Source organism: Stenotrophomonas sp. YJH_SMC_43, assembly GCF_059372535.1.
On the sequence record NZ_JCAFVQ010000001.1, the window covers coordinates 534840 to 558166 of the forward strand.

General features: G+C 64.7%; 23 protein-coding genes and 1 tRNA gene. 16 read left to right on the forward strand and 8 right to left on the reverse strand.

Annotation, left to right across the window (positions count from 1 at the left end):
- Positions 1-12 precede the first annotated feature (12 nt).
- Positions 13-1383 (forward strand): formimidoylglutamate deiminase, encoded by a 1371-nt coding sequence (locus tag AC5QAH_RS02445; protein ID WP_049455444.1) that lies wholly within the window; start codon positions 13-15, stop codon positions 1381-1383.
- A gap of 27 nt (positions 1384-1410) precedes the next feature.
- The gene (hutC, locus tag AC5QAH_RS02450) at positions 1411-2139 is read left to right on the forward strand and encodes a histidine utilization transcriptional repressor HutC (protein ID WP_049455443.1); all 729 of its coding nucleotides are present in this window, start codon (positions 1411-1413) and stop codon (positions 2137-2139) included.
- Positions 2140-2240: 101 nt separating this feature from the next.
- Here hutC and AC5QAH_RS02455 read toward each other — a convergent pair whose 3' ends face one another.
- The 3 genes from AC5QAH_RS02455 to AC5QAH_RS02465 form a co-directional block, all read right to left on the reverse strand.
- Complete coding sequence (locus AC5QAH_RS02455; RefSeq protein WP_049455442.1) at positions 2241-3251, reverse strand: restriction endonuclease; 1011 nt, start codon at positions 3249-3251, stop codon at positions 2241-2243.
- A gap of 236 nt (positions 3252-3487) precedes the next feature.
- Positions 3488-3979: a phasin family protein gene (locus AC5QAH_RS02460; protein ID WP_049455441.1), complete on the reverse strand. Its 492-nt coding sequence runs from the start codon at positions 3977-3979 to the stop codon at positions 3488-3490.
- Positions 3980-4060: 81 nt separating this feature from the next.
- Positions 4061-4336: a polyhydroxyalkanoic acid system family protein gene (locus AC5QAH_RS02465; RefSeq protein ID WP_049455440.1), complete on the reverse strand. Its 276-nt coding sequence runs from the start codon at positions 4334-4336 to the stop codon at positions 4061-4063.
- A gap of 125 nt (positions 4337-4461) precedes the next feature.
- On the opposite strand from AC5QAH_RS02465, the gene AC5QAH_RS02470 reads away from it, so the two are divergent.
- The 4 genes from AC5QAH_RS02470 (at position 4462) to aroA (ending at position 9247) form a co-directional block, all read left to right on the forward strand.
- Positions 4462-5268 (forward strand): FHA domain-containing protein, encoded by an 807-nt coding sequence (locus tag AC5QAH_RS02470; RefSeq protein WP_010480552.1) that lies wholly within the window; start codon positions 4462-4464, stop codon positions 5266-5268.
- Between the two features lie 252 nt (positions 5269-5520).
- Positions 5521-6606, forward strand: coding sequence for a 3-phosphoserine/phosphohydroxythreonine transaminase (gene serC, locus AC5QAH_RS02475; RefSeq protein WP_241874278.1), 1086 nt, complete (start codon positions 5521-5523; stop codon positions 6604-6606).
- A 51-nt stretch (positions 6607-6657) separates the two neighbouring features.
- Entirely contained in the window at positions 6658-7863 is a 1206-nt protein-coding gene (gene pheA, locus AC5QAH_RS02480; protein WP_019337283.1) for a prephenate dehydratase, read from the forward strand.
- A 76-nt stretch (positions 7864-7939) separates the two neighbouring features.
- Entirely contained in the window at positions 7940-9247 is a 1308-nt protein-coding gene (gene aroA / locus AC5QAH_RS02485) for a 3-phosphoshikimate 1-carboxyvinyltransferase (protein WP_053443256.1), read from the forward strand.
- Positions 9248-9421: 174 nt separating this feature from the next.
- Here the strand turns inward: aroA and AC5QAH_RS02490 are convergent, their stop codons facing one another.
- Positions 9422-9994, reverse strand: coding sequence for an energy transducer TonB (locus AC5QAH_RS02490; RefSeq protein ID WP_049482538.1), 573 nt, complete (start codon positions 9992-9994; stop codon positions 9422-9424).
- Positions 9995-10113: 119 nt separating this feature from the next.
- A complete protein-coding gene (locus AC5QAH_RS02495) occupies positions 10114-10752 on the reverse strand; it encodes an energy transducer TonB (RefSeq protein WP_224328289.1) in 639 nt (212 codons plus the stop codon).
- A 113-nt stretch (positions 10753-10865) separates the two neighbouring features.
- Between AC5QAH_RS02495 and serS the strand changes: the two genes are divergently transcribed.
- On the forward strand, positions 10866-12146 hold the full coding sequence (serS, locus tag AC5QAH_RS02500) for a serine--tRNA ligase (protein ID WP_010480564.1): 1281 nt from the start codon (positions 10866-10868) through the stop codon (positions 12144-12146).
- Between the two features lie 177 nt (positions 12147-12323).
- On the opposite strand, the gene AC5QAH_RS02505 is transcribed toward serS, so the two are convergent.
- Positions 12324-12674: an SH3 domain-containing protein gene (locus AC5QAH_RS02505; RefSeq protein WP_171954494.1), complete on the reverse strand. Its 351-nt coding sequence runs from the start codon at positions 12672-12674 to the stop codon at positions 12324-12326.
- Positions 12675-12892: 218 nt separating this feature from the next.
- The gene (locus AC5QAH_RS02510) at positions 12893-13480 is read right to left on the reverse strand and encodes an FMN-dependent NADH-azoreductase (protein ID WP_010480565.1); all 588 of its coding nucleotides are present in this window, start codon (positions 13478-13480) and stop codon (positions 12893-12895) included.
- Between the two features lie 127 nt (positions 13481-13607).
- On the opposite strand from AC5QAH_RS02510, the gene AC5QAH_RS02515 reads away from it, so the two are divergent.
- The gene (locus tag AC5QAH_RS02515) at positions 13608-14600 is read left to right on the forward strand and encodes a LysR family transcriptional regulator (protein WP_005410175.1); all 993 of its coding nucleotides are present in this window, start codon (positions 13608-13610) and stop codon (positions 14598-14600) included.
- A gap of 81 nt (positions 14601-14681) precedes the next feature.
- Here the strand turns inward: AC5QAH_RS02515 and AC5QAH_RS02520 are convergent, their stop codons facing one another.
- Positions 14682-15752, reverse strand: a complete 1071-nt coding sequence (locus tag AC5QAH_RS02520) for a DUF4241 domain-containing protein (protein ID WP_171954493.1) — start codon at positions 15750-15752, stop codon at positions 14682-14684.
- 124 nt (positions 15753-15876) lie between these two features.
- Between AC5QAH_RS02520 and AC5QAH_RS02525 the strand changes: the two genes are divergently transcribed.
- The 8 genes from AC5QAH_RS02525 to AC5QAH_RS02560 all read left to right on the forward strand — a co-directional run bounded on the left by AC5QAH_RS02525 (position 15877) and on the right by AC5QAH_RS02560 (position 22939).
- Positions 15877-15966: transfer RNA gene (locus AC5QAH_RS02525), tRNA-Ser, on the forward strand.
- A gap of 83 nt (positions 15967-16049) precedes the next feature.
- Entirely contained in the window at positions 16050-17573 is a 1524-nt protein-coding gene (locus tag AC5QAH_RS02530; protein ID WP_050550419.1) for a site-specific integrase, read from the forward strand.
- Positions 17573-18304: a hypothetical protein gene (locus tag AC5QAH_RS02535; protein WP_313226485.1), complete on the forward strand. Its 732-nt coding sequence runs from the start codon at positions 17573-17575 to the stop codon at positions 18302-18304. Before AC5QAH_RS02530 ends, AC5QAH_RS02535 begins: the two co-directional genes overlap by 1 nt.
- 106 nt (positions 18305-18410) lie before the next feature.
- Positions 18411-18764: a hypothetical protein gene (locus AC5QAH_RS02540; protein WP_005410171.1), complete on the forward strand. Its 354-nt coding sequence runs from the start codon at positions 18411-18413 to the stop codon at positions 18762-18764.
- Between the two features lie 108 nt (positions 18765-18872).
- On the forward strand, positions 18873-19532 hold the full coding sequence (locus AC5QAH_RS02545; protein WP_495232056.1) for a DNA N-6-adenine-methyltransferase: 660 nt from the start codon (positions 18873-18875) through the stop codon (positions 19530-19532).
- Between the two features lie 280 nt (positions 19533-19812).
- Complete coding sequence (locus tag AC5QAH_RS02550) at positions 19813-20073, forward strand: hypothetical protein (protein ID WP_495232057.1); 261 nt, start codon at positions 19813-19815, stop codon at positions 20071-20073.
- A 130-nt stretch (positions 20074-20203) separates the two neighbouring features.
- Positions 20204-21886 carry a DNA primase family protein gene (locus AC5QAH_RS02555; RefSeq protein ID WP_369969284.1) on the forward strand — a complete coding sequence of 561 codons (1683 nt, stop codon included), beginning with the start codon at positions 20204-20206 and terminating at the stop codon, positions 21884-21886.
- Positions 21887-22036: 150 nt separating this feature from the next.
- Positions 22037-22939, forward strand: a complete 903-nt coding sequence (locus AC5QAH_RS02560; RefSeq protein WP_495232058.1) for a type II toxin-antitoxin system CcdA family antitoxin — start codon at positions 22037-22039, stop codon at positions 22937-22939.
- The last annotated feature ends 388 nt before the right edge of the window (positions 22940-23327 follow it).

Here is a 23327-nt window from a genome sequence, read left to right on the forward strand (position 1 = left end):
GGTTGTCCAGCCATGTCCGATTCGCGTTCCCTGCTCAGTTTCCATGCCGTCCACGCCTTGCTGGCCGAGGGCTGGGCCCGTGATGTCCGCCTGCAGGTTCAGGACGGCCGCATCACCGCGATCAGCACGGGGCAGGGCGCGCAGGACGGTGACATCCGCGTCGGCATCCTGGTGCCGGGCCTGCCCAACCTGCACAGCCACGCCTTCCAGCGCGGCATGGCCGGCCTGACCGAGATCGGCGGCGGTGACGGTGACAGCTTCTGGAGCTGGCGCGAACTGATGTACCGCTTCCTGGCCCATCTGCGCCCGGACGCGGTGCAGGCCATCGCCGCCCAGGCCTACATGGAAATGCTGGAAAGCGGCTTCACCCGCGTCGGCGAATTCCACTACCTGCACCACGATGCCGACGGCCGCGCCTATGCCAACCGTGCCGAGATGAGTGCGCGGATCGCGGCGGCGGCCGATCAGACCGGCATCGGCCTGACCCTGCTGCCGGTGTTCTATGCGCATGCCGATTTCGGCGGGGCAGCGCCGAATCCCGCTCAGCGTCGCCTGATCCACGATGTGGAGGGGTTCGCGCAGTTGCTGGACGCGGCGAAGCCGGCACTGGCCGCGCTGCCGGATGCAGTGCTCGGCATCGCGCCGCACAGCCTGCGCGCGGTCACCGGCGAGGAATTGAGTGCATTGCTGCCGCTTACCGACGGACCAGTGCACATCCATATCGCCGAGCAGGTGCGTGAAGTCGAGGCCTGCCTGGCGTGGAGCGGCCAGCGCCCGGTGCAGTGGCTGTACGACCACGCACCGGTCGATGCGCGTTGGTGCTTGGTGCACGCCACCCACATCACCGACGACGAGCGCGCCGCCATCGTGGCCAGCCAGGCGGTGGCCGGCCTGTGCCCGATCACCGAAGCCAACCTGGGCGACGGTCTGTTCCCGATGCAGGCGTTCGCGCGCGAGGGCGGACGTTTCGGTGTCGGCTCCGATTCCAACGTGCTGATCGATGCCGCCGAAGAACTGCGCCTGCTCGAATACGGCCAACGCCTGACCCTGCGTGGGCGCAATGTGCTGGCCCCGGACGCCACCCGCAGCACCGGCCGCTTCCTGTTCGAAGGCGCACTGCATGGTGGTTCGCAGGCGCTGGGCGTGGCCGCTGGCCTGCAGGTCGGTGCCAGTGCCGATCTGGTCGAACTGGACGCCGCGCACCCGGCGCTGCAGGCGCGACAGGATGACGCATGGCTTGACAGCTGGGTGTTCGCCGCACGTAATGGCGCGCTGCGATCGGTCTGGCGCCATGGCCGCCAATGCGTGGCCGAGGGCCGCCACCTGCGGCGCGAGGCGATCACCACCGCCTTCGCCGCCGCCCTGAAGGGCGTGCTGGGCTGATCGCCTCCGCCACCGGGACCCCATTACGTGAAGGCCAGCAAGTCCGCCACGCTCAACCAGCGTATCCGCAGCGATCTGGAAAGCCGCATCCTCAGCGGAGAATGGGCGCCGGGCTTCCGCATTCCGTACGAACACGAGCTGATGGAGCAGTACGGCTGCTCGCGGATGACGGTGAACAAGGTGCTGACCGCGCTGGCCGAGAGCGGCATGATCGAACGTCGCCGTCGTGCGGGTTCGTTCGTGGCGCGACAGCCGCCACACCTGGAGCAGGTGGCGCTGGAAATTCCGGACATTGCGATGGAGGTCGGTTCGCGCGGGCATCAGTACGGCTACCGGCTGCTGCAGCGCGAGATGCGCCTGGCTGAAGTGGGCAATGCCGGCGAAGTGGAACTGGCCGGCAGCGAAATGCTGTTGGCGATGCGTTGCCTGCACCTGGCCGATGGCCGCCCGCTGGCGCTGGAGCATCGCCTGATCAGCCCCGTCGGCGTGCCCGAGGTGCTGGAGGTCGATTTCAGCACCACCGCGCCGGGCAGCTGGCTGCTGCAGAACGTGTCGTGGACCCGCGCCCAGCACCGCATCAGTGCCTGGGGCGCGGATGCTGTCACCGCCAAGCTGCTCGATGTGAAGCCCGGTACCGCCTGTCTGGTGATCGAGCGCCTGACCTGGCGCGGTGAGCAGCCGATCACCCGCGTGCGCCAGGTGTTCCTCGGCGATGCCTGGGACCTGGTTGCGCGCTTCGCGCCTGGGGCGCGCTAGAGGCGTATCCACGCATGGCGTGGATCTACTGAATCCCGGTTGGGATTATCCGACGCGTGTGAATCCCTGGTAGATCCACGCCATGCGTGGATGCTGCCCCATCAATACGTGGCGCATTGGCGCCAGCGCACCGGCTCATCCACACCGGGTCGGGCATTGAGCTGGATGCGCACGTTGCGCAGGGCGGGGTAGTGCAGCACTTCCTCGCAGACCTGCGGCCACACCGCGTCCAGCTCGCCGGTGCGGTTGATCGCCAGCGTCTGCCGGGTCAACCAGACACCGCTGGCGATGCCGGGCTTGCCGGCCAAGGCACGGGACAGATCGGCCTGGAAGCGCTCCAGCGTAGCGGCATCCGGGTTGGGGTTGCTGCGCGCATCGGTTGAGGGCGCGGCCGGTGCAGGCGTAGCGGCCGGCGGCATGGTGGCGGGGGCCGGCGCCGGTTCGGGCGCCGCTTCAACCGCAGGCGCAACCGGCGCGGGGGCGACCGCCACCTCGGCAACGGGCGGGGCGTCCTGCACGTGCAGCCCTTGCAGGCTCAATCCCACCAGCAGGCCCAGCGTGACCGCGCCGAGCGCGGCAATGGCGATCCGGCGCAGGGCTTCACGGCGGGCGCTGGCGCGCACACGGGTTTCGATTTCCGCCGGTAGATAGGGTTGCAGCAGCGGCCACAGGCGCGGGCCGTCCAGCACCTCGACCGCCTGCTTCTCGGCGGCGCTGCGGCCATCGCGCTCGATGCGGCCTTCGGTCAGCAGCACGCCGCCCTTGGCCCCGGCCAGGCGCGCGGCCGCACCCAGCTCGTTCACCGCGGCGGTGCCGATGCGGTAGGCCAGGCCGTGCTTGCACGACACCAGCCAGCTGTTGGGGCCGTCACTGAGCAGGAAATCGCTGCTGGGCTCACGGGATTCCTCGCCTGGGCCATCCAGTTCGCGCAGGCCGCGCTGCTCGCGCAGCATGCGCTTGACCAGTACCGAGAATTCGCGCCAGTGCATGCCAGCCAGGGCCTGCAGGCCGAGTTGCATCTCCTTCTGCCGCCGTTTGATCCACCACAGATAGACAACGGCCAGGGAACAGGTAAACAGGGCCGACAGCAGGGCCAGGATCCAAGGGAGCATGCAGGAGGTGCGCAGAAGGGGCGAATGCGAAGGCGACAGTGTAAAGGTCGCGCCGTGCCGCTGAGTCAGGATGTTCCTGACAGGAAGCGTGATGGAACGCGCAGTTCGGAATACCGCAGGCACGAAAAACCCGCCAATCCTGAAGCCGTGAGGGGAGGGAACAAACGGCAGCCGAAGCGATTGGCGGGTTGCTCGCGATTGTCAATCAAAATTTATTGCATTGCAACAATGGCCGGTCAGGGCACGCTGCCTGGCGACTGATGGCTGCCCGGTGCAGGTGCATCAGTGCCCGAGGCGTCGCGATTCTCCAGCTTGGCCAGGCGCGCCTGCAACGCATCGATGCGAGCCTCCAGCGCAGTCACCTCGTCGGCGGTGGGTACGTGCAGGCGCTTGAGTACGCCCTGCACCTGATCGTCGAACGCCTTTTCAACCTTGTTCCAGGTGCCGGAGGCCTTCTCGCGGGCCTCGTCCAGCGAGGTTTCAACGTTGTCGCGCCAGCCCGGGCCCTGTTCGCCGTTGCGTTCACGGCGGCGGGCTTCCCAGGCTTCGCCTTCCTTCACCAGGCCGTCGAAGAAGCGGCTGCCTTCGGCCTGTGCACGGCCAAGAGCGCCCAGGCCGGCCAGCCAGACCTGCTGCGCCGAGTCACTCAGCTTGCGCGAAAAGCGCTCGGCCTGGTCACCGAACGAGGCGTCGTTGTTGCGGCGGTCATCGTTTTCGTACTGGTTCATCGCACTTCCCGTGGGAGTTGGGCCTGCCCCCGAGAGTAGCGCGCGTTGGCGTTGCACGGCCGTGATGGCCGCCGCCGGGGTTCAGCCCAGCTTTTCCTTCAGCACGCGCTGGATCTCGCCTTCGACCATGCCCTTCATCGCCGACAGCAGGAAGCCCAGCTTGGCGGTCACGCGCACGGCGCCCGGCTGCAGTTCGATCGCACCGTCCACGCCGCTGCCGGAGAAATTCAGTACGTCGGCAGTCCAGGACGACTTCAGGCCGAAGCGCTCGGACAACTTGGCGGCAACCTGTTCGATCGCGGTGCGCGCCTGTGCGTCGGGCAGGGCGTGGGCGTGGCGGACATCGATGGTGGACATGCAGGCTCCTGGCGCAGGGCGGGGATGATCAATGAGGGCGAGCATTGTGCGCATCGAGAGCCTCCGCGCCAAGCACTCATCGTGGGTTCTTCTTCGTTGGCGGCCAACCTGCTAGGCTGCGCCGCGTGCAGAACCTGCTTGTCCACTTCAGTCAGCAACAACAGCCCGACCAGCCGCTGCGGCCCGGGGTGCAACGCATCGTGCGCCAGGCCAACGGCAGTGTGCGGCTCGGCGATGCCGGCCACGGTGCCCTGCTGCTGGCGCAGTTCTGCGTGGATGATCGCGGCCTCTGGCTGCAGGTCGGCAACGGTATCCGCGGCATTCATGTGAACGGTCGCCCGGTGCGGCGCATGGCGCTGCTGCGTGCCGGCGATGCGGTGTATGTGGACGGCGTGGAAATGGTCCTGCAGGGCGAGGTCGAGAGCCTGCTGCAGGCGCCTGCGCCGAAGAACGACGACGGCTCCGATGAGCAGCAGCGCCTGCTGCGCGGTGTCGGTGGCCTGCACCATGGCCGCAGCTTCACGCTGTCGCGGTCCCGCCTGATCGGCCGCGGCGGCGACGCTGACATCGAGATCAATGAGCCGGCCTTCGCCGAACAGCACGCCCGCGTGGAAGTGCACGGCGAGCGCGTGCTGCTGCGTGACCTGGGCAGTGCCGACGGCACCCGGGTCAACGGTGTGGCCGTGCGCCACTGCTGGCTGCAGGCGGGCGACCAGGTCGTGTTCGATGGCCAGCACCGGTTCGTGCTGGAAGTGCCGCATGACCCGCGCCGGCGCCCGCTGCCGGATGAAGACGAGTCCAGCCAGGACGCCGAGCAGGCGCCGGTGCTGCCGGCCGTGCCGCGCAAGGTCCGGCGCTGGCCGTGGCTGCTGGTCAGTGCGCTGCTGCTGGCCGCGCTGCTCAGCCTGCTGCTCTGGTTCGGCGCGCGCTGATCTGAATCCGCCGGGCATGGCCCGACGCTACCCACGCGGCGTGTGCCCACCCGCTTCCGGTAGGTGCCGACCTTGGTCGGCACGCTCCTTCGGCGGGAATGACGCCTGACGGCGTACGCCGACCATGGTCGGCGACTACCGGCGCCATGCGGGTGGCCAATGGATTCCAATGAAACCAAATTTCCCTTGCGCCACAAGGCCGCAAGGCTGGTGCACTGCGGCATACTAGGGGTCTTGCCCCACAGGTGTGACATGACGCGCGCGTTCAACTTCAGTGCCGGCCCTGCAACCTTGCCGGAATCGGTCCTGCGCCAGGCGCAGGCGGAAATGCTGGACTGGCACGGTTCCGGTGCCTCCATCGTGGAAATGAGCCATCGCGGCGCGGAATTCATGTCCGTGGCTGCCGAGGCGGAAGCCGATCTGCGACGCCTGCTCGACATCCCCGACGACTATGCGGTGCTGTTCCTGTCCGGTGGTGCGACCACCCAGCAGGCGCTGATCCCGCTCAACTTCGCCGCCCCCGGCCAACGTGCCGACTACGTGGTCAGTGGCCACTGGGGCAAGACCGCGGTCAAGCAGGCCGGTGTCTACGTCGACGTCAACATCGCCGCCAGCAGCGAGGCCAACGGCTACCGCGAACTGCCGGCGCGTGCCGACTGGCAGCTGTCGCCCGATGCCGCCTACGTGCACATCACCGCCAACGAGACCATCCACGGCGTCGAGTTCCGTGATGTGCCCGACACCGGCAACGTTCCGCTGATCGCGGACTTCAGTTCGTCCATCGCCAGCGAGCCGCTGGACGTGCGCCGCTACGGCGTGATCTATGCCGGCGCGCAGAAGAACCTCGGCCCGGTCGGCATCGCGGTGATGATCATCCGCCGCGACCTGCTCGAGCGCAGTGGCCAGCCGCGCGCGGACATCTTCGATTACCGCTCGCACGTCGCCCGCGATTCGATGCTCAACACCCCGCCGACCTGGAACTGGTACCTGGCGGGCCTGGTGTTCAAGTGGATGCTGGCCGAAGGCGGCGTGACCGAGTTCGCCAAGCGCAACGCCGCCAAGGCCGCGCTGGTGTACGGCGCCATCGACGGCTCCGGCGGCTTTTACCGCAATGAGGTCGCACATGCGGCCCGTTCGCGGATGAACATCCCGTTCTTCCTGCCCGATGCCGAGCTCGATGCCCGCTTCGTCGCCGAAGCCAAGGCCGCCGGCCTGCTGGCGCTGAAGGGACACAAGGTGGTCGGGGGCATCCGTGCCTCGCTGTACAACGCCATGCCGCTGGCCGGGGCCGAGGCGCTGGTCGCCTTCATGGCTGATTTCCAGCAGCGTCACGGTTGAGCAATGAACGGCGCGCACCGTCGGGTGTGTGCCCCGCAACAAGGAACTCCGATGGCAAGCAGCAAATCCAGCAAGAAGGCGCCGAAGAAGGCCGAACCGGCCAAGGACAGCGCCTCCACCAAGGCCAAGGGCAAGAGCACGTCCAAGGCCGCGTCGAATCCGGCGCCTACCCTGGCGCCGCTGGCGCTGGCCGATGTGCGCTCGAAGATCGACCAGATCGACCGTGACATCCAGAACCTGATCGCTGAGCGCGCGCGCTTCGCCCACCAGGTCGGCAAGGCCAAGGGCAAGCTCGCCGCCGCCGTCGACTACTACCGCCCCGAGCGCGAAGCGCAGGTGCTGCGCATGGTGGTGGACCGTAACGAAGGCCCGCTCAGCGATGAACTGCTGGTGCACGTCTACCGCGAGATCATGTCGGCCTGCCTGGCCCAGCAGGAGCCGCTGAAGATCGGCTACCTCGGCCCGGAAGGCACCTTCAGCCAGCAGGCGGTGCTCAAGCACTTCGGCCGCTCCGCGCTGGGCCTGCCGATGGCTAGCATCGAGGAGGTGTTTCAGGAAGTGGAAGCGGGCAACGCCGATTTCGGCGTGGTGCCGGTGGAGAATTCGGGGCAGGGCACCATCCAGATCACTCTGGACATGTTCCTGACCTCCAACCTGAAGATCTGTGGCGAAGTGGAACTGCGCGTGCAGCAGTACCTGATGTCGCGCAGCGGCCGCCTCGAGGACATCGAGCGCATCTACGCACACCCGCAGTCGTTCATGCAGACCTCGGCGTGGCTGCGCGCCAACCTGCCGAAGGCCGAGAAGATTCCGGTATCCAGCAACGCCGAAGGCGCGCGTCGCGCGCGCAACGCCGATGATGCGGCGGCCATTGGTGGCGAGAGCGCCGGCCACGTGTACGGCCTGAAGAAGGTGGTCACCAAGCCGATCCAGAACGATGCCGACAACACCACCCGCTTCCTGGTGGTGGGTCGCAACATCTTCCCGACCTCCGGCCACGACCGCACCTCGGTGCTGGTGTTCATCCATGACAAGCCCGGTGCGCTGTTCGACGTGCTCAGCCCGTTCGCCCGCCACGGCATCAGCATGAACCGCATCGAGTCGCGGCCGTCGCACCACGGCAAGTGGGAGTACGGCTTCTTCATCGACCTGGCGGGCCACATCGACGACGCGCCGATGCAGGCTGCCCTGGCCGAACTGGAAGCGCACTCGGCGCAGATCAAGGTGCTCGGCTCCTACCCGGTGGCCGTGCCCTGAGTGCTGCTGCGGCGGCAACAGCCGCCGCTCCCTGATGCATCGCCGGCGCTGCCGGTGTTTACGGAATGATCGAACGATGAGCAACGCGCAACACTGGATTGCCCGCAAGGGCCAGCCGCTGCAGGGCAGCCTGACCATTCCCGGCGACAAGTCGGTCTCGCACCGCTCGGTGATGTTCGCCGCGCTGGCCGATGGCACCTCGCATATCGAGGGCTTCCTGGAAGGCGAAGACACCCGCGCCACGGCGCGCATCTTCAGCCAGCTCGGCGTGCGCATCGAAACCCCCAGCCCGTCGCAGCGCATCGTGCACGGCGTCGGCATCGACGGCCTGCAGGCACCCAGCGCACCGCTGGACTGCGGCAACGCCGGTACCGGCATGCGCCTGCTGGCCGGCCTGCTGGCAGGCCAGGCATTCGACTGCACGCTGATCGGCGATGAATCGTTGTCGGGCCGCCCGATGCGCCGCGTCACTGGCCCGCTGTCGCAGATGGGCGCGAAGATCGACACCCAGGATGACGGCACGCCGCCGTTGCATGTGCATGGCGGCCAGTCGCTGCACGGCATCGACTTCGCCTCGCCGGTGGCCAGCGCACAGATCAAGTCCGCAGTGCTGCTGGCCGGCCTGTACGCGCAGGGCGAAACCAGCGTGCTGGAACCGCATCCGACCCGTGACTACACCGAGCGCATGCTGTCGGCGTTCGGCGTGGACATCGAATTTTCACCGGGCAAGGCCCGCCTGCGTGGCGGCCAGCGCCTGCGCGCCACGGACATCGTGGTGCCGGCCGACTTCTCGTCTGCGGCGTTCTACCTGGTGGCCGCCAGCATCATTCCGGGTTCCGAGCTGCGCCTGAAGCAGGTCGGCCTGAACCCGCGCCGCACTGGCCTGCTGCACGCGCTGCGCCTGATGGGGGCGGACATCACCGAAGAGAATCCGGCCGAGCAGGGCGGTGAGCCGGTGGCGGACCTGGTGGTGCGCTACGCCCCGCTGAAGGGCGCGCGCATTCCGGAAGCGTTGGTGCCGGACATGATCGACGAGTTCCCGGCGCTGTTCGTGGCCGCCGCCGCCGCAGAAGGCCAGACCGTGGTGAGCGGTGCGGCCGAGCTGCGGGTGAAGGAATCCGACCGCCTTGCTGCGATGGCCACCGGCCTGCGCGCGCTGGGCATGCAGGTGGACGAAACCGAAGACGGCGCCACCCTGCATGGTGGCGTTCGCCTGGGCAGCGGCACCATCGAAAGCCACGGTGACCATCGCATCGCCATGGCGTTCGCCATCGCCGGCCAGATCAGTGACGGCGAAGTGCGCATCAACGATATCGCCAATGTCGCCACGTCCTTCCCGGATTTCGATGGCCTGGCGCGCAGCGCCGGGTTCAACCTGGCCTGATCGTCACAGCAACCTCCGGGCCACGCCCGGCGGATCGCATTGCACGGTAGAAGCCAACCTCGGTTGGCGCGCTCACCTCATCCGGTAGGTGCCAACCTCGGTTGGCACGCTTTTCCGCATAAAAGGACGGAGGCCGAAGCCTCCGTCTAAACATCACGAACCCCTCGTCCGCGATCAACGCTGCTCGGTACGGAAATCCACCGGGACCCGCACCACGCTGGCGACGGCACGGCCCTCGTGCATCGCCGGCTGGAACTTCCAGTTCTGCACGGTGTTCAGCACCGCGCGATCCAGATCACGACTGCGCTCGCCGCTGCGCGAAACGATCGCAGCATTAGCGACATTGCCGTGGGTATCTACACTCAGGCTGGCGATCACGCTGCCCTGCACGCCACTACGCAGCGCAGCGGCGGGGTAGGTGGGCATGCGGTTGCTGGCCAGCGGGCGGGCCTCACGATTGCGCGCTACCGGCGCGGCCTTCCGCGAAGCAGTAGCCGGGGCTGCCTGGCGCGCGGCAGGGGCCGCTGCATCCGTCACCGCGGCCTGCTCGGGGGCTGGAAGCATGCGCTCACCGACCGGCGCTGGCGCCACATCTTCCTGGTTGGAATGACGCAGCCAGAGCAGGGCGGCAGCAAACATCGCCACGATCAGCGCGATCCACATCCAGGGCGACGTGGGTTTGTGCTGCAGGCTGGAATCCTCCTGCAGCTGCGGCGAATGAAGGTCTTCGTGGGTGGTGGCAGTCATCGCTAACTCCTTCCGTCAATGGACGACGTGGGAAGTGTTGCGCGAGCCACGGAGGAGAAGTGTCAGCGTTGCGTCAACGCCACCGGCAGGGTTCAGTTTGCCTGCCGGGAAGTGTTCAGTTACTGGGTCTTGAAGTCGAACGGCACTTCAATGCTCCCGGGGACGGGCTGGCCGTTGCTCTGCGCGGGGGTGAAACGCCAACGGCGTACGGCGTCGGTGGCGGCACGGTCGAGGTCGCGTGAACCACTGCGCTGGATCACCGTGGCGTTGTTCGGATAGCCGGTGGCGTCTACATCCACGCGTACCACCACGGTACCGGTTTCGCCGGCGCGCAGGGCGGCGGCGGGGTACGACGGCGGCGGCGACTGACCGGCAATCGGCATCGGTTGGCTGTTGCCGGTCGTGGCCGGGGCAGCGCCCGGGGTGGCCGGGGCCGGCTCGGCGATCGGGGCGGGCGGTGGCGGGGCGGTTTCGACCAGCTTCGGCGCTTCTTCCTCGACCGGGGCCGGCTTGGCATCGGGCATGTCGCTGGAGCCGGCCGCAGCGGCCAACGGTTCCGGCAGGGGCTCGATCTGGGCGGTTTCCTGCGGGGTCTGCGCGGCCGGGTCGGCGCGGAAGAACTCCTTGTCACGGCCGGTCAGCCAGACCAGCACGAACAGCAGCACGCCCACGCCGAAGGCGATGCCGGCGATCTTCAGGGCGTTGCGCGGGATATGCACAGTAAACGACTTGGCGGACGACGAGCGGGGTGCAGACATGGACCGGACCAGTACGGAATAGCCCGATTCTGCCACGGCGGGAATGAACCGGGCGGCAGAAATCCGTATAACAAGCGATAATCCCATCCCTGATACCCACCACGACACCTGCCATGCTTGATCCAGCCCTGCTCCGCCACCAGCCCGCCGACCTCGCCGAACGCCTGCGCACCAGCCGCGGCTTCGAGCTCGACGTGTCTGCCCTGGAGTCCCTGGAGGCCGATCGCAAGCGCATCCAGGTGCGGACCCAGGAGCTGCAGAGCCTGCGCAACAGCCGTTCCAAGGCCATCGGCCAGGCCAAGGCCAAGGGCGAGGACGTTTCGGCCATCATGGCCGAGGTTGCCGCCTTCGCCGACGAGCTGAAGGCCTCGGAAGTGGCGTTGGACGAGCTGCGTGAGAAGATCGAAGCGATCTCGATGGGCATTCCGAACCTGCCGGCCGATGACGTGCCGGCCGGTGCCGACGAGAACGACAACGTCGAGCAGGCACGTTGGGGTACCCCGCGCCAGTTCGATTTCAAGGTGCTCGACCACGTCGAACTGGGCGCCCGCAACGGCTGGCTGGACGGCGAGACCGCGGCCAAGCTGTCCGGCTCGCGCTTCACCGTACTGCGCGGCCCGATCGCGCGCCTGCACCGTGCGCTGGCCCAGTTCATGGTCGACCTGCACACCGGCGAGCACGGCTACGAGGAAACCAACGTGCCGCTGCTGGTCAACGCTGATTCACTGCGTGGCACCAGCCAGCTGCCGAAGTTCGAGGACGACCTGTTCAAGACCGCCGTGGGCGACTCCACGCGTTACCTGATCCCGACCTCGGAAGTGCCGCTGACCAACATCGTGCGCGACGAGATCGTCGAGGCCGAGCGCCTGCCGCTGCGCATGACCGCCCACTCGATGTGCTTCCGTGCCGAGGCTGGCAGTGGTGGCCGCGACGTACGCGGCATGATCCGCCAGCACCAGTTCGAGAAGGTCGAGCTGGTCTCGATCTGCCGCCCGGAAGACAGCGACGCCGAACACCAGCGCATGACCCGCTGCGCCGAAGTGGTGCTGGAAAAGCTGGGCCTGCCGTACCGCAAGGTGCTGCTGTGCACCGGCGACATGGGCTTCTCGGCCATCAAGACCTACGACCTGGAAGTCTGGCTGCCGTCGCAGGAAACCTATCGCGAGATCTCCTCGTGCTCGAACTGTGGTGACTTCCAGGCCCGCCGCATGCAGGCGCGCTGGCGCAACCCGGCCACCGGCAAGCCGGAACTGGCGCACACGCTGAACGGCTCGGGCGTGGCGGTTGGCCGCGCGATGATCGCAGTGATGGAGAACTACCAGAACGCCGACGGCAGCATCACCGTGCCGGAAGCGCTGCGCCCGTACATGGGTGGGCTGGAAACCATCGCCTGATTCTCTGATCGGGTGGGTGCCATGCATGCATGGCACCGCTGTGGCTCTGGTGGGTGCCATGCTTGCATGGCACCGAATCCACGCATGGCGTGGATCTACTGGAGGATGTTGCACGCGCCCGGCATGAATTCACCGATGCCTCAGTAGATCCACGCCATGCGTGGATGAACCCCGCGATTACCGCATGGCCCGCAGCTTCTCCAGCGGCACCCATCCCGGTTCGCCGGTCTCCGGCACGCACCACGCCCAACCATTGAGCGTGCGCTGCCCACGCAGCACCTGCCCGGGATCCACATCCAGCTCCCGTGCGCAGTAATCCTCGGTGGCAAACGCGTCACCCTGCGCAGTGCGACCGATCACGGGCGCCGGCACGAAACCGGGCTGCTGCCCTTCGGCTTCGCACAGGAACCAGTCGTCCCAGCCCTCCGGGCCTTCATAGCGTTGGCCCACCACCAGCGCCTGGCCACGGCGCAGGGTGATCGGGTGCGGAAATTCGCTGCGGTGTGCAGTGGTCACGATGTAGTTCATGGCCCCAGCCTAACGTTCTGGTGAGCGCCGCGCATGGCACCGAATCCACGCACACGTGCAGTAGATCCACGCCGTGCGTGGATGGCGAGCCCTCGGGCCAGACACAGAAAAGCGGCCCCGCAAAGCGGGCCCGCCAGGGTGGGCCGGGATGGGGGAGGGGATCCCGGCCCGCGTTCAGCGCCCAGACGAGGAGAGAGGGGTGCCGAACGCTGGAACGCTTATGCAGCGGCGGCTTCAGCCGCTTCGTGCGACGGCAGGGCCGCCAACGCGCCAGCGATGGCGTCTTCACGGTGCTGCGGCGAGTAGGCGATGCCTTCGGCACGTACGAACTCGATGTCGTTGATGCCCCAGAAGGCGAACGTCTGGCGCAGGAACGGTTCCTGGAAGTCGGCCGGCGAATCGGTGTAGATGCCGCCGCGGCTGCTGACCACGATCACGCGCTTGCCGCCGGCCAGGCCGATCGGGCCGTTCTCGGTGTACTTGAAGGTGCGTCCGGCCACGGCCACGCGGTCGATCCAGGCCTTCAGCGTGGACGGGATGCTGAAGTTGTACATCGGGGCGCCGATCACCACGATGTCCGCGGCAAGGAACTGCTCGAGCACCTGTTCAGCGTCGGCGGCTTCGGCCGCGTCCGCCTTGGCCAGCGAGCTGCTGCGAAGATGCGGTACCGGATTGGCGTCAAGATCGCGATAATCGATCTGCAGCCCTTCGATCTGCTGCTTGAAGCGGGCCACCACGGCAGCGGTCAGGTGGCGGGAGACGGAGTTCTCGCCAAGCACGCTGGCGTCGAGATGCAGAAGCTTCATGGCAGTCACCTATGTTCTGGGAGGGAGGGGCGGGGTGGCCCCGCCGACGGAGAGAACGATAGGTTGTTGCAAAGGCGGGATAAAGATGGTTGAATGCCACGTATTGTTCTAAATATGGAACTCGGGCATGCATGACCTGAATGATCTGTACTACTTCGCGATGGTGGTCGACCACGGCGGATTTGCCGCCGCCGAGCGTGCGCTGGGCATCCCCAAGTCGCGCCTGAGCCGCCGCATCAGCCAGCTGGAAACCGACCTGGGCGTACGCCTGCTGCAGCGCTCCACGCGTCGTTTCGCCGTGACCGACGTTGGCACCAGCGTGCACCGCCACGCGCAGACGATGCTGGCCGAGGCGCAGGCCGCCCGCGAAGTGGTCGACCGCCTCAGTGCGGAACCGCGCGGCGTGGTGCGCGCCAGCGTGCCGGTGTCGCTGGCGCAGATGCAGCTGCCCAAGCTGCTGCCCAAGTTCCTTGAGCAGTACCCGAAGGTGCGCCTGCAGCTGAACATCAGCAACCGCCGTGTGGACATCATCAATGAAGGCTATGACGTGGCCCTGCGCGTGCGTTCGCGCCTGGACGACGACGGCAGCCTGGTGATGCGCAGCTTCGGACAGGTGCAGGAACTGCTGGTGGCCAGCCCGAAGTACCTGGACCGCGCTGGCCGCCCGAAGGACCCGGAAGAGCTGACCCAGCACGTCACCCTCAGCATCAGCGAAGACGAAGCGCGCCAGCGCTGGGAACTGCATGGGCCGGAAGGCGAAGTGCGCCGGGTCGACCTGCAGCCACGCGTGGCCGGCTTCGATTTCCCGCTACTGCAGAGCATGGTGAAGGACGGCTTCGGCATCACCATGCTGCCGGAGACTGTGTGCGCCGATGCGGTGCGTAACGGCGAACTGGAAGTGGTGCTGCCGGACTGGTCGCTGCCGCAGGGCGTGTGCCATGCCGTGTTCGCCTCGCGTCGCGGCCTGCTGCCGGCAGTGCGCGTGTTCATCGACTTCCTGGCCGAGCACCTGCCGCCGCAGCTGGAGGCCTCGCGCCTGGATTGCGGTGGCGCCTGTGAAAAGGCCAAGGAGCGGATCAAGGCCAGTGCGCTGGGCGCGTTGGCAGTGGATGCGGGCTGAGGCACCTGCCCGCAACTGCACCGCCAATCTGTGAAACGGTAGCGCCGGGCCATGCCCGGCGTTGCTGCTTTCCGGCCCCGGTCAGTTCCGGCCGAACAGCCGGACCCAGAAGCCGCGCTGCGGCGGTGCGGCCGGTGTGGGCTCGGCCATGACCGGTGCTTCCAGTACTGCCATCAGCTCCGCGCTGCGTGGCTTCTTCAGGAAGCGCGCGTAGTCCAGGTAGCTGGTCACCTTGCTCATGTGCAGCCGCTCGGGCATTGCCGGCAACGCGCCGCCCTGCAGGAGTACCCGCAATGCCTCTGGGCGGTCCAGACGGATCGCCTCGAACACGGCGGTGCCGCCGCAACCAGGCTCGATCTGGTTGGCGCGCTGTGGCGCATCCTTCAGCAGGTCGCGCAGTGCGTTCGCATCATCGCGTTCCACCGCCGCTACAAGCCGTGCCAGCGCTTCAGCCTCTTCGTATGGAAGGCTGTCGCGATAGGCCTGGTCGGCGATCTCGCGCTCGTCGCGCCCGTCTCCGCCCTGGATGCACAGGAAATCGGTGACCAGAGCGACTGGAATGCCGGACGTATCCAGCGCCCAGTAGCTGGGGTAAACGCCGTCGCCCCAGCCGCTGGTGAATACGACCAGGCCGTGCGGTGAGTCCTCGCCCCAGGGGCGGTATTCGGTGCCTTCGTCCAGGCCATCATGGTCGATCAGCGCATCCGACCACTCGCCGCCTTCGTCGCCATCGGCCCGTTCGATCAGGGCCAGCAGTGCCTGCTGGGTGTCGGTATCCATGAAGCAGCCGATGCCGGCGTCGACCGGGTAGCCGATGAAGCTGTCCTCATCCAGTCCGGTCAGGTCCTGCGTGGTCCAGCGCGCCATCTGCCAGTGCAGGGCGGTCGCGGTGAGAGCTTCGCGTGGCTTGAACCAGACCACGGCCAACGCCGGGCGGCCGCTGTGCACGATGATCTCGACCGGATGCCGCCCCAGCGGGGCGGTGTAGTCGGCCAGCGCCGGCGCCTCGGCCTGCACCAGCGGATCGCAGACCACCACGTGCCCGCTGCTGACCGGCAGGTGCCCGGCGAAGGTGCGGTGCAGGGCCACAGCGGCCAGCTGGGTGTCGTCCAGCAGGGTAGTGCGCAGGTTGGCCAGGTCGAGGTGGGCCATGGGGGCTCCGATTGCAGTGAAGGCCCCACCGTGCCGGATGCGAAGGGCGGGGGCAAGGGTGGTCTTGGGCAAATGCCCTTCACGTGCGAGAATACGCCGCTGCCCGGGCGACCGGGACCCGATTGGAGAGATGGCCGAGCGGTTTAAGGCACCGGTCTTGAAAACCGGCGAAGGGTCAAACCTTCCGTGGGTTCGAATCCCACTCTCTCCGCCAATCCTGAATAAGTGTTTGTTTTTAAACGACATTTTTTAGGGTCTTGAAGGGCGGCTTGGGGCACAAATCGGGGCACAACTCCGATGCGATTACCAAGCTATCTCACTCGCTCTTCCACTGGTCGTTACCAGTTTCGCATGCGCGTTCCGACGGACATGCGCGGCATCGTCGGCAAACCTTTCGTCAAGCATCCCTTGGGCATCCACCTGCATAGCGCAAGAGTGGCTGCCTTGGCCATCGCGCAGCGTTATGCTCAAGCATTCGATGCCATCAGGGATGGGTGCATGACCAAGAAGGGACTCACGGTTGAGGATGTTCTCCGCAGCGTCGCGGAGAACGGCTCCAGACGTTATGAAATTGACTTGCCGGGCTTCCGTCTTCGGACCACGGATGCGGCGGACCATGCTCGAGCAATGGAGGCGCTGGAAGAAATCGGCAAGTTCCACTTCCGTGATGCGGGTGCAGTTCCGGCGGCGGCTGGGCCAAACCCGTTGGAATCAGCGGCGGCGCAGCCCCTGCCAGCTGAGACGATCAGCCTCATCGATGCGAAGCGAATCTGGCAGGACAAAGTCGCCGCCGAGGACATCGAGGTCAAAACGGTCGGCATCAAACTGCTTCCCGTGACAGAGCTGATCGAGTTCTTGGGCGCCGAGCGCGAGCTGCATACCATCACGCGGCCTGAGATGGCCCGCTTCTACGACCATTTGGCCAAGCGCGGGTTAACGCGTTCTACGCTCAACAATCGCCAGAGCTACCTCGCAGGAAAGAGAGGATTCTTCACTTGGGCAATGGCTTCAGGCTATGTGCTAAAGGGAGACAATGTCGCCGCAGGTCACGTCAGCGTTTCGATGGCCGAGAAGCGCAAGCGTAGAAAATTTGGCTTCCAGGCCTTTACCTTGGACCAGGTCCATCAACTCTTCGCACCCGATAGCTTCAGGCAGCTTTCAACGGGAGCGCGCTGGGCGGCTTTGTTGGGCCTGTATACGGGAGCCCGGGCGGGTGAGGTGGGGCAGCTGTTCACCCTCGACGTCAAGGAGGAGGAGGGGATCCCGTGCATACGGTTTACCGATGAGGGGGAGGATCAGCGGTTGAAGACCGATGTTTCCAATCGGGTCGTCCCGTTGCATCCCGACCTGATCAAGCTCGGTTTCTTGGACTACGTCGCCGAACGAAGGGAGAGCGGGGACTGGCGATTGTTTCCGCAGGCTGACAGTAAGGCGAAGAATGGTGCGGGGAACTGGATATCGAAGGCGTTCAGCTACTACCTCCAAAAGCACAGTGGTGGGTGGCCGAAAGCGAAGCGTGGTTTCCATAGTCTCCGAAAGACCGTGATTCAGGAGATGCAGGGCAGCGGTGTGGCCTCTGAGATGCGAGCCCAAATCGTCGGCCACGAATTGGACGACGAACACCACGCGACTTACAGCAGGCCCTTTACGGTGAGTGAGAAGCTCAACGGTGCCGGAGGAACGCCAGCTTTGGGTGTCCTAGATTACGGAATCGACCTGGAGGCGCTGCGCACCCTGCCGGCGCGCAAGGTCGGGCGGCGCAGCAGCAATGCTGCCGCGCGCTCTTCAAAGGTCGGCCGTAAGGGGAGCGAGCCGAACTAATGGCCCTCACTGCCGCCGATGCCTACCGACGAGCCATCGACCGCTTTCTCGGCAAACTCTCTGGCTCCGAAACCGTGGGCCAGATGGAGAAGAAGGTTGCAGACCATCTGCGCCTAGCGAAGTTGCGCCCCACGGTGGACGTGGAGCTGAGCTTCAATGAGGCCGCTGGGGTGTTGGCGATCAGCACGGCCCAGTTGCAACACCTCTTGAAGGAACACTCCCCAACGGGGACGCTGTTCACGGTGAAGGGAACTCGCAAGCGCTCGACCACCCTTGTCCCGTTGATGGCCTGGGCAGCCGAGCTCAAGGCTAAGGGCCTTTGGAAGCCGTTGAGCGAACGGGGCGTTGCGATCAACACCCTCCTAACTGCAGAACTGCCTTTTCTGGTGGCCAAAGGGCCCAAGGCTAAGCAGCTCTTCCTGGAGCCACTGACTGACCAACCGATCACCGATGCGCTAATTCGCCGGCTCCAAGCATTGGGCGCGCAGATCGGGCTTGGGATTCGGGTCTGCACGCTGACCGAGGCATTCGCCCAGCCTTGGCAAAACCCTGACGTCAAGCGTCAGTGGGTGGACGCATTCAACGAGGCAGCCCAAGCCCAGGCCAAACGCCTGCGTGATCTCGCTCACCAGTTAGACGCCTCGCGAGCTAGGGTAATCGAACAAGCGCTCGATGAGCGTTTAAACCAAACCACCCAGCACACGCCAGAACTCAAGAAGAAACGCGTCTAAGCAGTGCCTGAATCGGATTGGAGGCCTCCAATATCCGTATTTTGGGTGGCGTTGAATTCGGATGATTGCTCCAACGCCCCGGTGGTCGGAGCGATGGAGCAACAAGATGGGCCTTGATATGTATGGGGGGAAGATCCGCAAGGAGGAGACGTCGTGCGAGGGACAGGTGTTCTTTCAGTGGCGATGCCATCCCAACCTCCACGGCTGGATGTTCGGGCTGCACAGTGCCCGGACGGGGTGCTCTGACCCGTTTGAGTTCAACATGGTTCGCGTGTTTCTCGGAGCGGCAGACCTCGACGCATTGGAGCAGGCTGTCCTCGATGAGCGGCTGCCCCACACGGTGGGCTTCTTCTTCGGTGAATCGGATCCCGATCGAGCTAAAGAAGATCTGGACTTCATTGCGCAGGCCCGCGCATTGATCAACGGCGGTTGGGACGTGTTCTACAACTCTTGGTGGTAACCCGCCGCCAGCAGCGCGTCTCGGGCTGGTTCAAGCCCAACTCCCAAAACCCATTCCTTCAACGCGGCAACACAGCCGTGCTGGCGGAGCTTTGCCTGGAGATTTCTCATGCAACCCAAAACCAATGTTGTGCCGTTCAAGACTGTCAACCGCCCCAACCGCCTCGCAGCGGCTAAACCAACCCGGCTCACCTCCGTTTGCTACAAGGCAAGCGACAAGGCCCACACGAGCGTCGATTGGTATGCCCCGCCTGCCATCGTCAGGGCGCTGGGGGGAAGGCGCGGCTTTGACCTCGATCCTTGCACGCCCGAAGACCCGTCGCGTCTGCCGGCGCCCACGGCCCGCCGGATGATCCCGCCGAGCCAGGACGGCCTGCTCACGCCTTGGCCCCCGCAAGCGTTCGTGTGGATGAACCCGCCCTACGGCAAGGGGATGGAGAAGTGGCTGCGTAAGCTGGCCAACCACCCCGGCGGCGGTATCGCCCTGGTGCCGGTCAGCATGGAGACCGGATGGATGCACGACTGCGTGCTTTCCCACCCCAACGCGACGGCGATCCTGTTCACTTGTGGAAGGTTGAAGTTTGTGCGTCCAGACGGAAGCATCGGCGCGGCAGCGCCGTCGGGATCGTTGGTGGTGGCTTACGGCAAGCGCGCGGCCGGTCACCTTCAGCAAGCGCAGGCAAGCGGTGTGCTGCGCGGGAAGTTCTTTGCCATCCAGCGGGTGGCGCGGGTGGCCAACGCCAACCAAGGAAGTGCGAACGAAGAATGATCTTCTCGGAGACGTAACAAGCACCCGTTACACCCGTCACAGGTGCTTGTTACGGCAGTTTGCCCAATGGATTCAATGGCTTTGCAGGGGCGAGGGCGCGTGTAACGGGTGTAACGGGTGGGTAGGTATTACTTGCAGCTGCATCAGAGATTTCGGCTTCAAGGGCCAATCACTTTTTCAAATCAATGGATCCACTTGTTACACCTGTTACACCCGTGACAAACCTTGTCTGGTCAGGGTTTCAGCCGTAACGAGGGGTGTAACAAGCACCTGTTACACCATGACTGAAAAGCGTGAACTGCCTCTCGTTTATGCAAAAAATGCTGTTGAGGCGACAGATATTGGTTTTAGTGAAGAAGTCGATCTGGACAAGTTCGTGAGCTTTGTTTGGATGGGGTTGTGGCCACAACGGGACCACATTCCCCAGGAAACGAGCAATGACGAACTCCCCCACATCGAAGAAGGCGACGCAACCGCGAGACGAAGTGCTGAAGGCGCGGGTGAGTCGAGCGTTCAAGCGGCGGCTTCAAGCGGCGGCTGATGCCCAGGGCAAGACTTCATCGGAAGCCATGCGTCAAGCGCTGGTGGAATGGATGAGTCGCGTCCAGCAGGCCGCGTAATCAACAAAAAACCCCGGCGCCAACCGGGGTTCGAAAATGGACAACACACACATGAACGATACAACACCAACCTCGGGTGTCAACGGGCGCCCCAGCAACGTCCTTTCCTTCCGCGGGAATGCAGCCCCCAAGGCAGCTTTTGGAGCACCAGCGCCCAAGGCAACCTTGAGCGATCAAGCATTCGAGGCCGACTTTGCCGACTACTTGAAAGCGACGGAGGAGTATGCGATCGGAGGCAAATTGCCGGATGGCGACGACGACTGCAGCTTCTTCCGTTGGCTTCCTGAGCAAGGCTACTGGGACCGTTGCTCGGAGAAGGACATGGCGGCCAAGGCGCTTTCTTGGCTGCGATTGGAGCGCAAGGACAAAGCAAACGCAGGTCATGCAACCAGTTGCATGAACACGGCGGTGCTTGAGTTGATGGGGGATCGCAAATGCTGGTTGCCCAAGAAGTCCGATCGCAGGGCCATCGTTCCCCTCAAGGGGGGCTACCTGGAGATCGTCAAGCCTGACGAACCGCGTTCTGCTCGCGCAGCGGTGGTTGGAGAACAGGTCGTTGATCAGGACGTTTTCTCTGCGACCTATGGACAGAGTTTGGGCCCGCGCCAAGCACTCCTGTTTCAAAACGACGAGACGCCGTCTAGGACGCGCATTCGGGTCCTCGCGGCCACCAAGGAGCATGGAATCACTTACCAGGTCCCTGCCACGCTGCGGATGGACCAGGTTGATGGCGATGGCTACTACACTCCCAAGCCGTTGGATCCCAACTCGAAGTTCGGTCAATACCTAGATCTCTTTCAGCCCGACCTGGAGGTGCGTGCACTCCTTCAGGAGGCGGTGGCCAGCTCGTTGATGTCGATCTGCTTTGAGAAGGCCTTCTTCCTGGTCGGGTCGGGCAGCAATGGCAAATCCACGTTCCTCCACATCCTGCGCGCCCTTCACCCCCGCAACGTGTCGCTGCGTCTGGAGAAGCTGGACGGAACCTTCGCCATGGCCCCACTGGTGGGCAAGAGCGCCTACATTGTCACGGAGACGCCAAAGGTCCTTGCCGCATCGATCCAGGAAGTCCTGAAAGCGCTCATTTCCCGTGACCCGATCCAAGTCGAGGCCAAGCGCAAGGACGCATACACCACGCTCCCGATCGGCACCTTGTTTGCCAGCGTCAACGCCTGGTTCACGGTTTCCGGTCATGAGCACGGGTTCTGGCGAAAGGTCCTGGCCATCCCCTTCAATGTTCGGATGGGTGAGAAGACCCATGAGGGAGCGAACGGTGGAAATGGAAAAAAGCGTGAGCCTGACTTCCACCTTCAGATCACCGAAAGCGAGGAGGAAATGGCCCAGGTGCTGGACTGGGTGCTGGAAGGAGCGCTGCGCCTCATGGAGCGTGGCGGGTTTTCCGAAAAGCTGCCCGACGCCGTGCTGGCGCTGGCCGAGCAGAACCGAATGGAATCGGACACGACCATGGCCTACATGGCCGACCGAGACGCTTCCTACGACAGCGGTGTTTGCACCGACAAGACGGCCATCTACGCCGACTACCGCCAATACGTGCTGGAAGAGCTGGGCAAGAAGCCTGTCAACGCGGAGGACTTCTGGAAGCGCGTTCGCGAGAAGTTCCCGGAGGCCGGTATCTACCAGATCTCCCATGGGGGCAAGAAGCCACGTGTGGCCGAGATTCGGATTGCTGGCATCAAACCGCTGCGGGACATGGCGGATTTGGAGGCGCCTTTGTGAGCAGCTTCTGCGTCTATATGCACCATTGATCTTGTAAATGGACTTGGCTTGGATAAAGGAGTTAAATCCGCTTCGGGGGTCCAGCTACACTAAGTCGGCGCTTCGCTTGGAGCCTCATGACCTATTGTCTAGAACAAAGGAGTTGTTGATATGGGCACGTTGGTTGTCAGGCACTATCCGACCAAGCTGTTTCTCAAGGCTGCGGATCACACTTACGTCGAGTGTGGGACAGGGGCGAGAGGATGGAAATGTTGGGGCGGCAAGACCGGAGGGAAATTTCTTCGATCTGTCACAGGGAGCACGCTGCGAGCGGATTCGGTAGCGACGCCCAATGAAACGGCTGGAATCACGTGTTACCTAATCAATGGTGTCTGCCACCAGGCGGCCAACCGAATCTTGAGCCAGTCGAACATCACGGTGGACGGAGCGCGTGGATATTCGCTGTCTGTTTCGCTGTTCGGAGTTCTAGGCAGGGAAAGAGGATTTCTTGGCCGCTGTAAGGCGCCGTTCGTGGACTTCCCTGGGGTGACGGGAGACCTGCCCGCATGCATTGGAGACACGGTTCTGCACACCGGAGACGATGTGCGCGTGAGCTTCAATCCCGGTCGGCGCGATTACGAAGACGTTCGCTATATGTCAGAGGTTCGCGAGCTCTATCAGCGTGTCAATGCTGGGGCGCTGCAGGACACCACTGCGCTCTTTGAGAACCAGATGCAGCACTTCCGACTATTCCTGAATCACAAGTTCGGACACCCGCAGGATCGGGTCAGCTCTGCCGAATACCACCGCATCATGGTGGCGCGCGAGAACTTTGAGAGCCGTCGCATTCGTGCCGAAGAGGCGTTCGCGGAAACCAGGGATGGTCTTGCATTTGTTCGTAAGTTTGACGAAATGACCCTGGAGTTTCAGGATGAGGTGGCGCAAGCTGTGGATGGGCAGGCCTATTTCACTCTGTTGAACTTATCCCCCGACGAGCGCATCGTCCTTTCTGACCCTGAGGGCACTTTCGAAGCGTATGGCGATGGGACCGAGCCCGGGGGAGCAGCAACCTGATCACGGGCCGCGATTGAGCCAGGCGGAGTATGAACGCCGGATTTCGGCGCTGAATGCGTCGAGTCCGGCTATACCCACAAGTGAGCAGGAAGAAGCACGTCGGCTGGCGGAAATGAGCCTGCTCATCGACTACCATCTAGGACAGAACTTCCCAACTGACCGCCGAGAGCGAGTGCTCCAGGAGCATCGCAAGTTGACGCGTCGCTTTGTGTGGCGATTGTTGCGCAGTTTGCTTACCCATCCTTTCAGCCCATCGGATGGGCTTGCGAGGGCTCAGGTTCGCAGCTTTTCTAAGCTTCTCAAAGACGATGAGCTTGCAGCCCTGCTTGACTTGGATGTCGAGGACGTGACCAGGCTGAAGTAGGCTGGAGCTTGCCAAATCCCCATC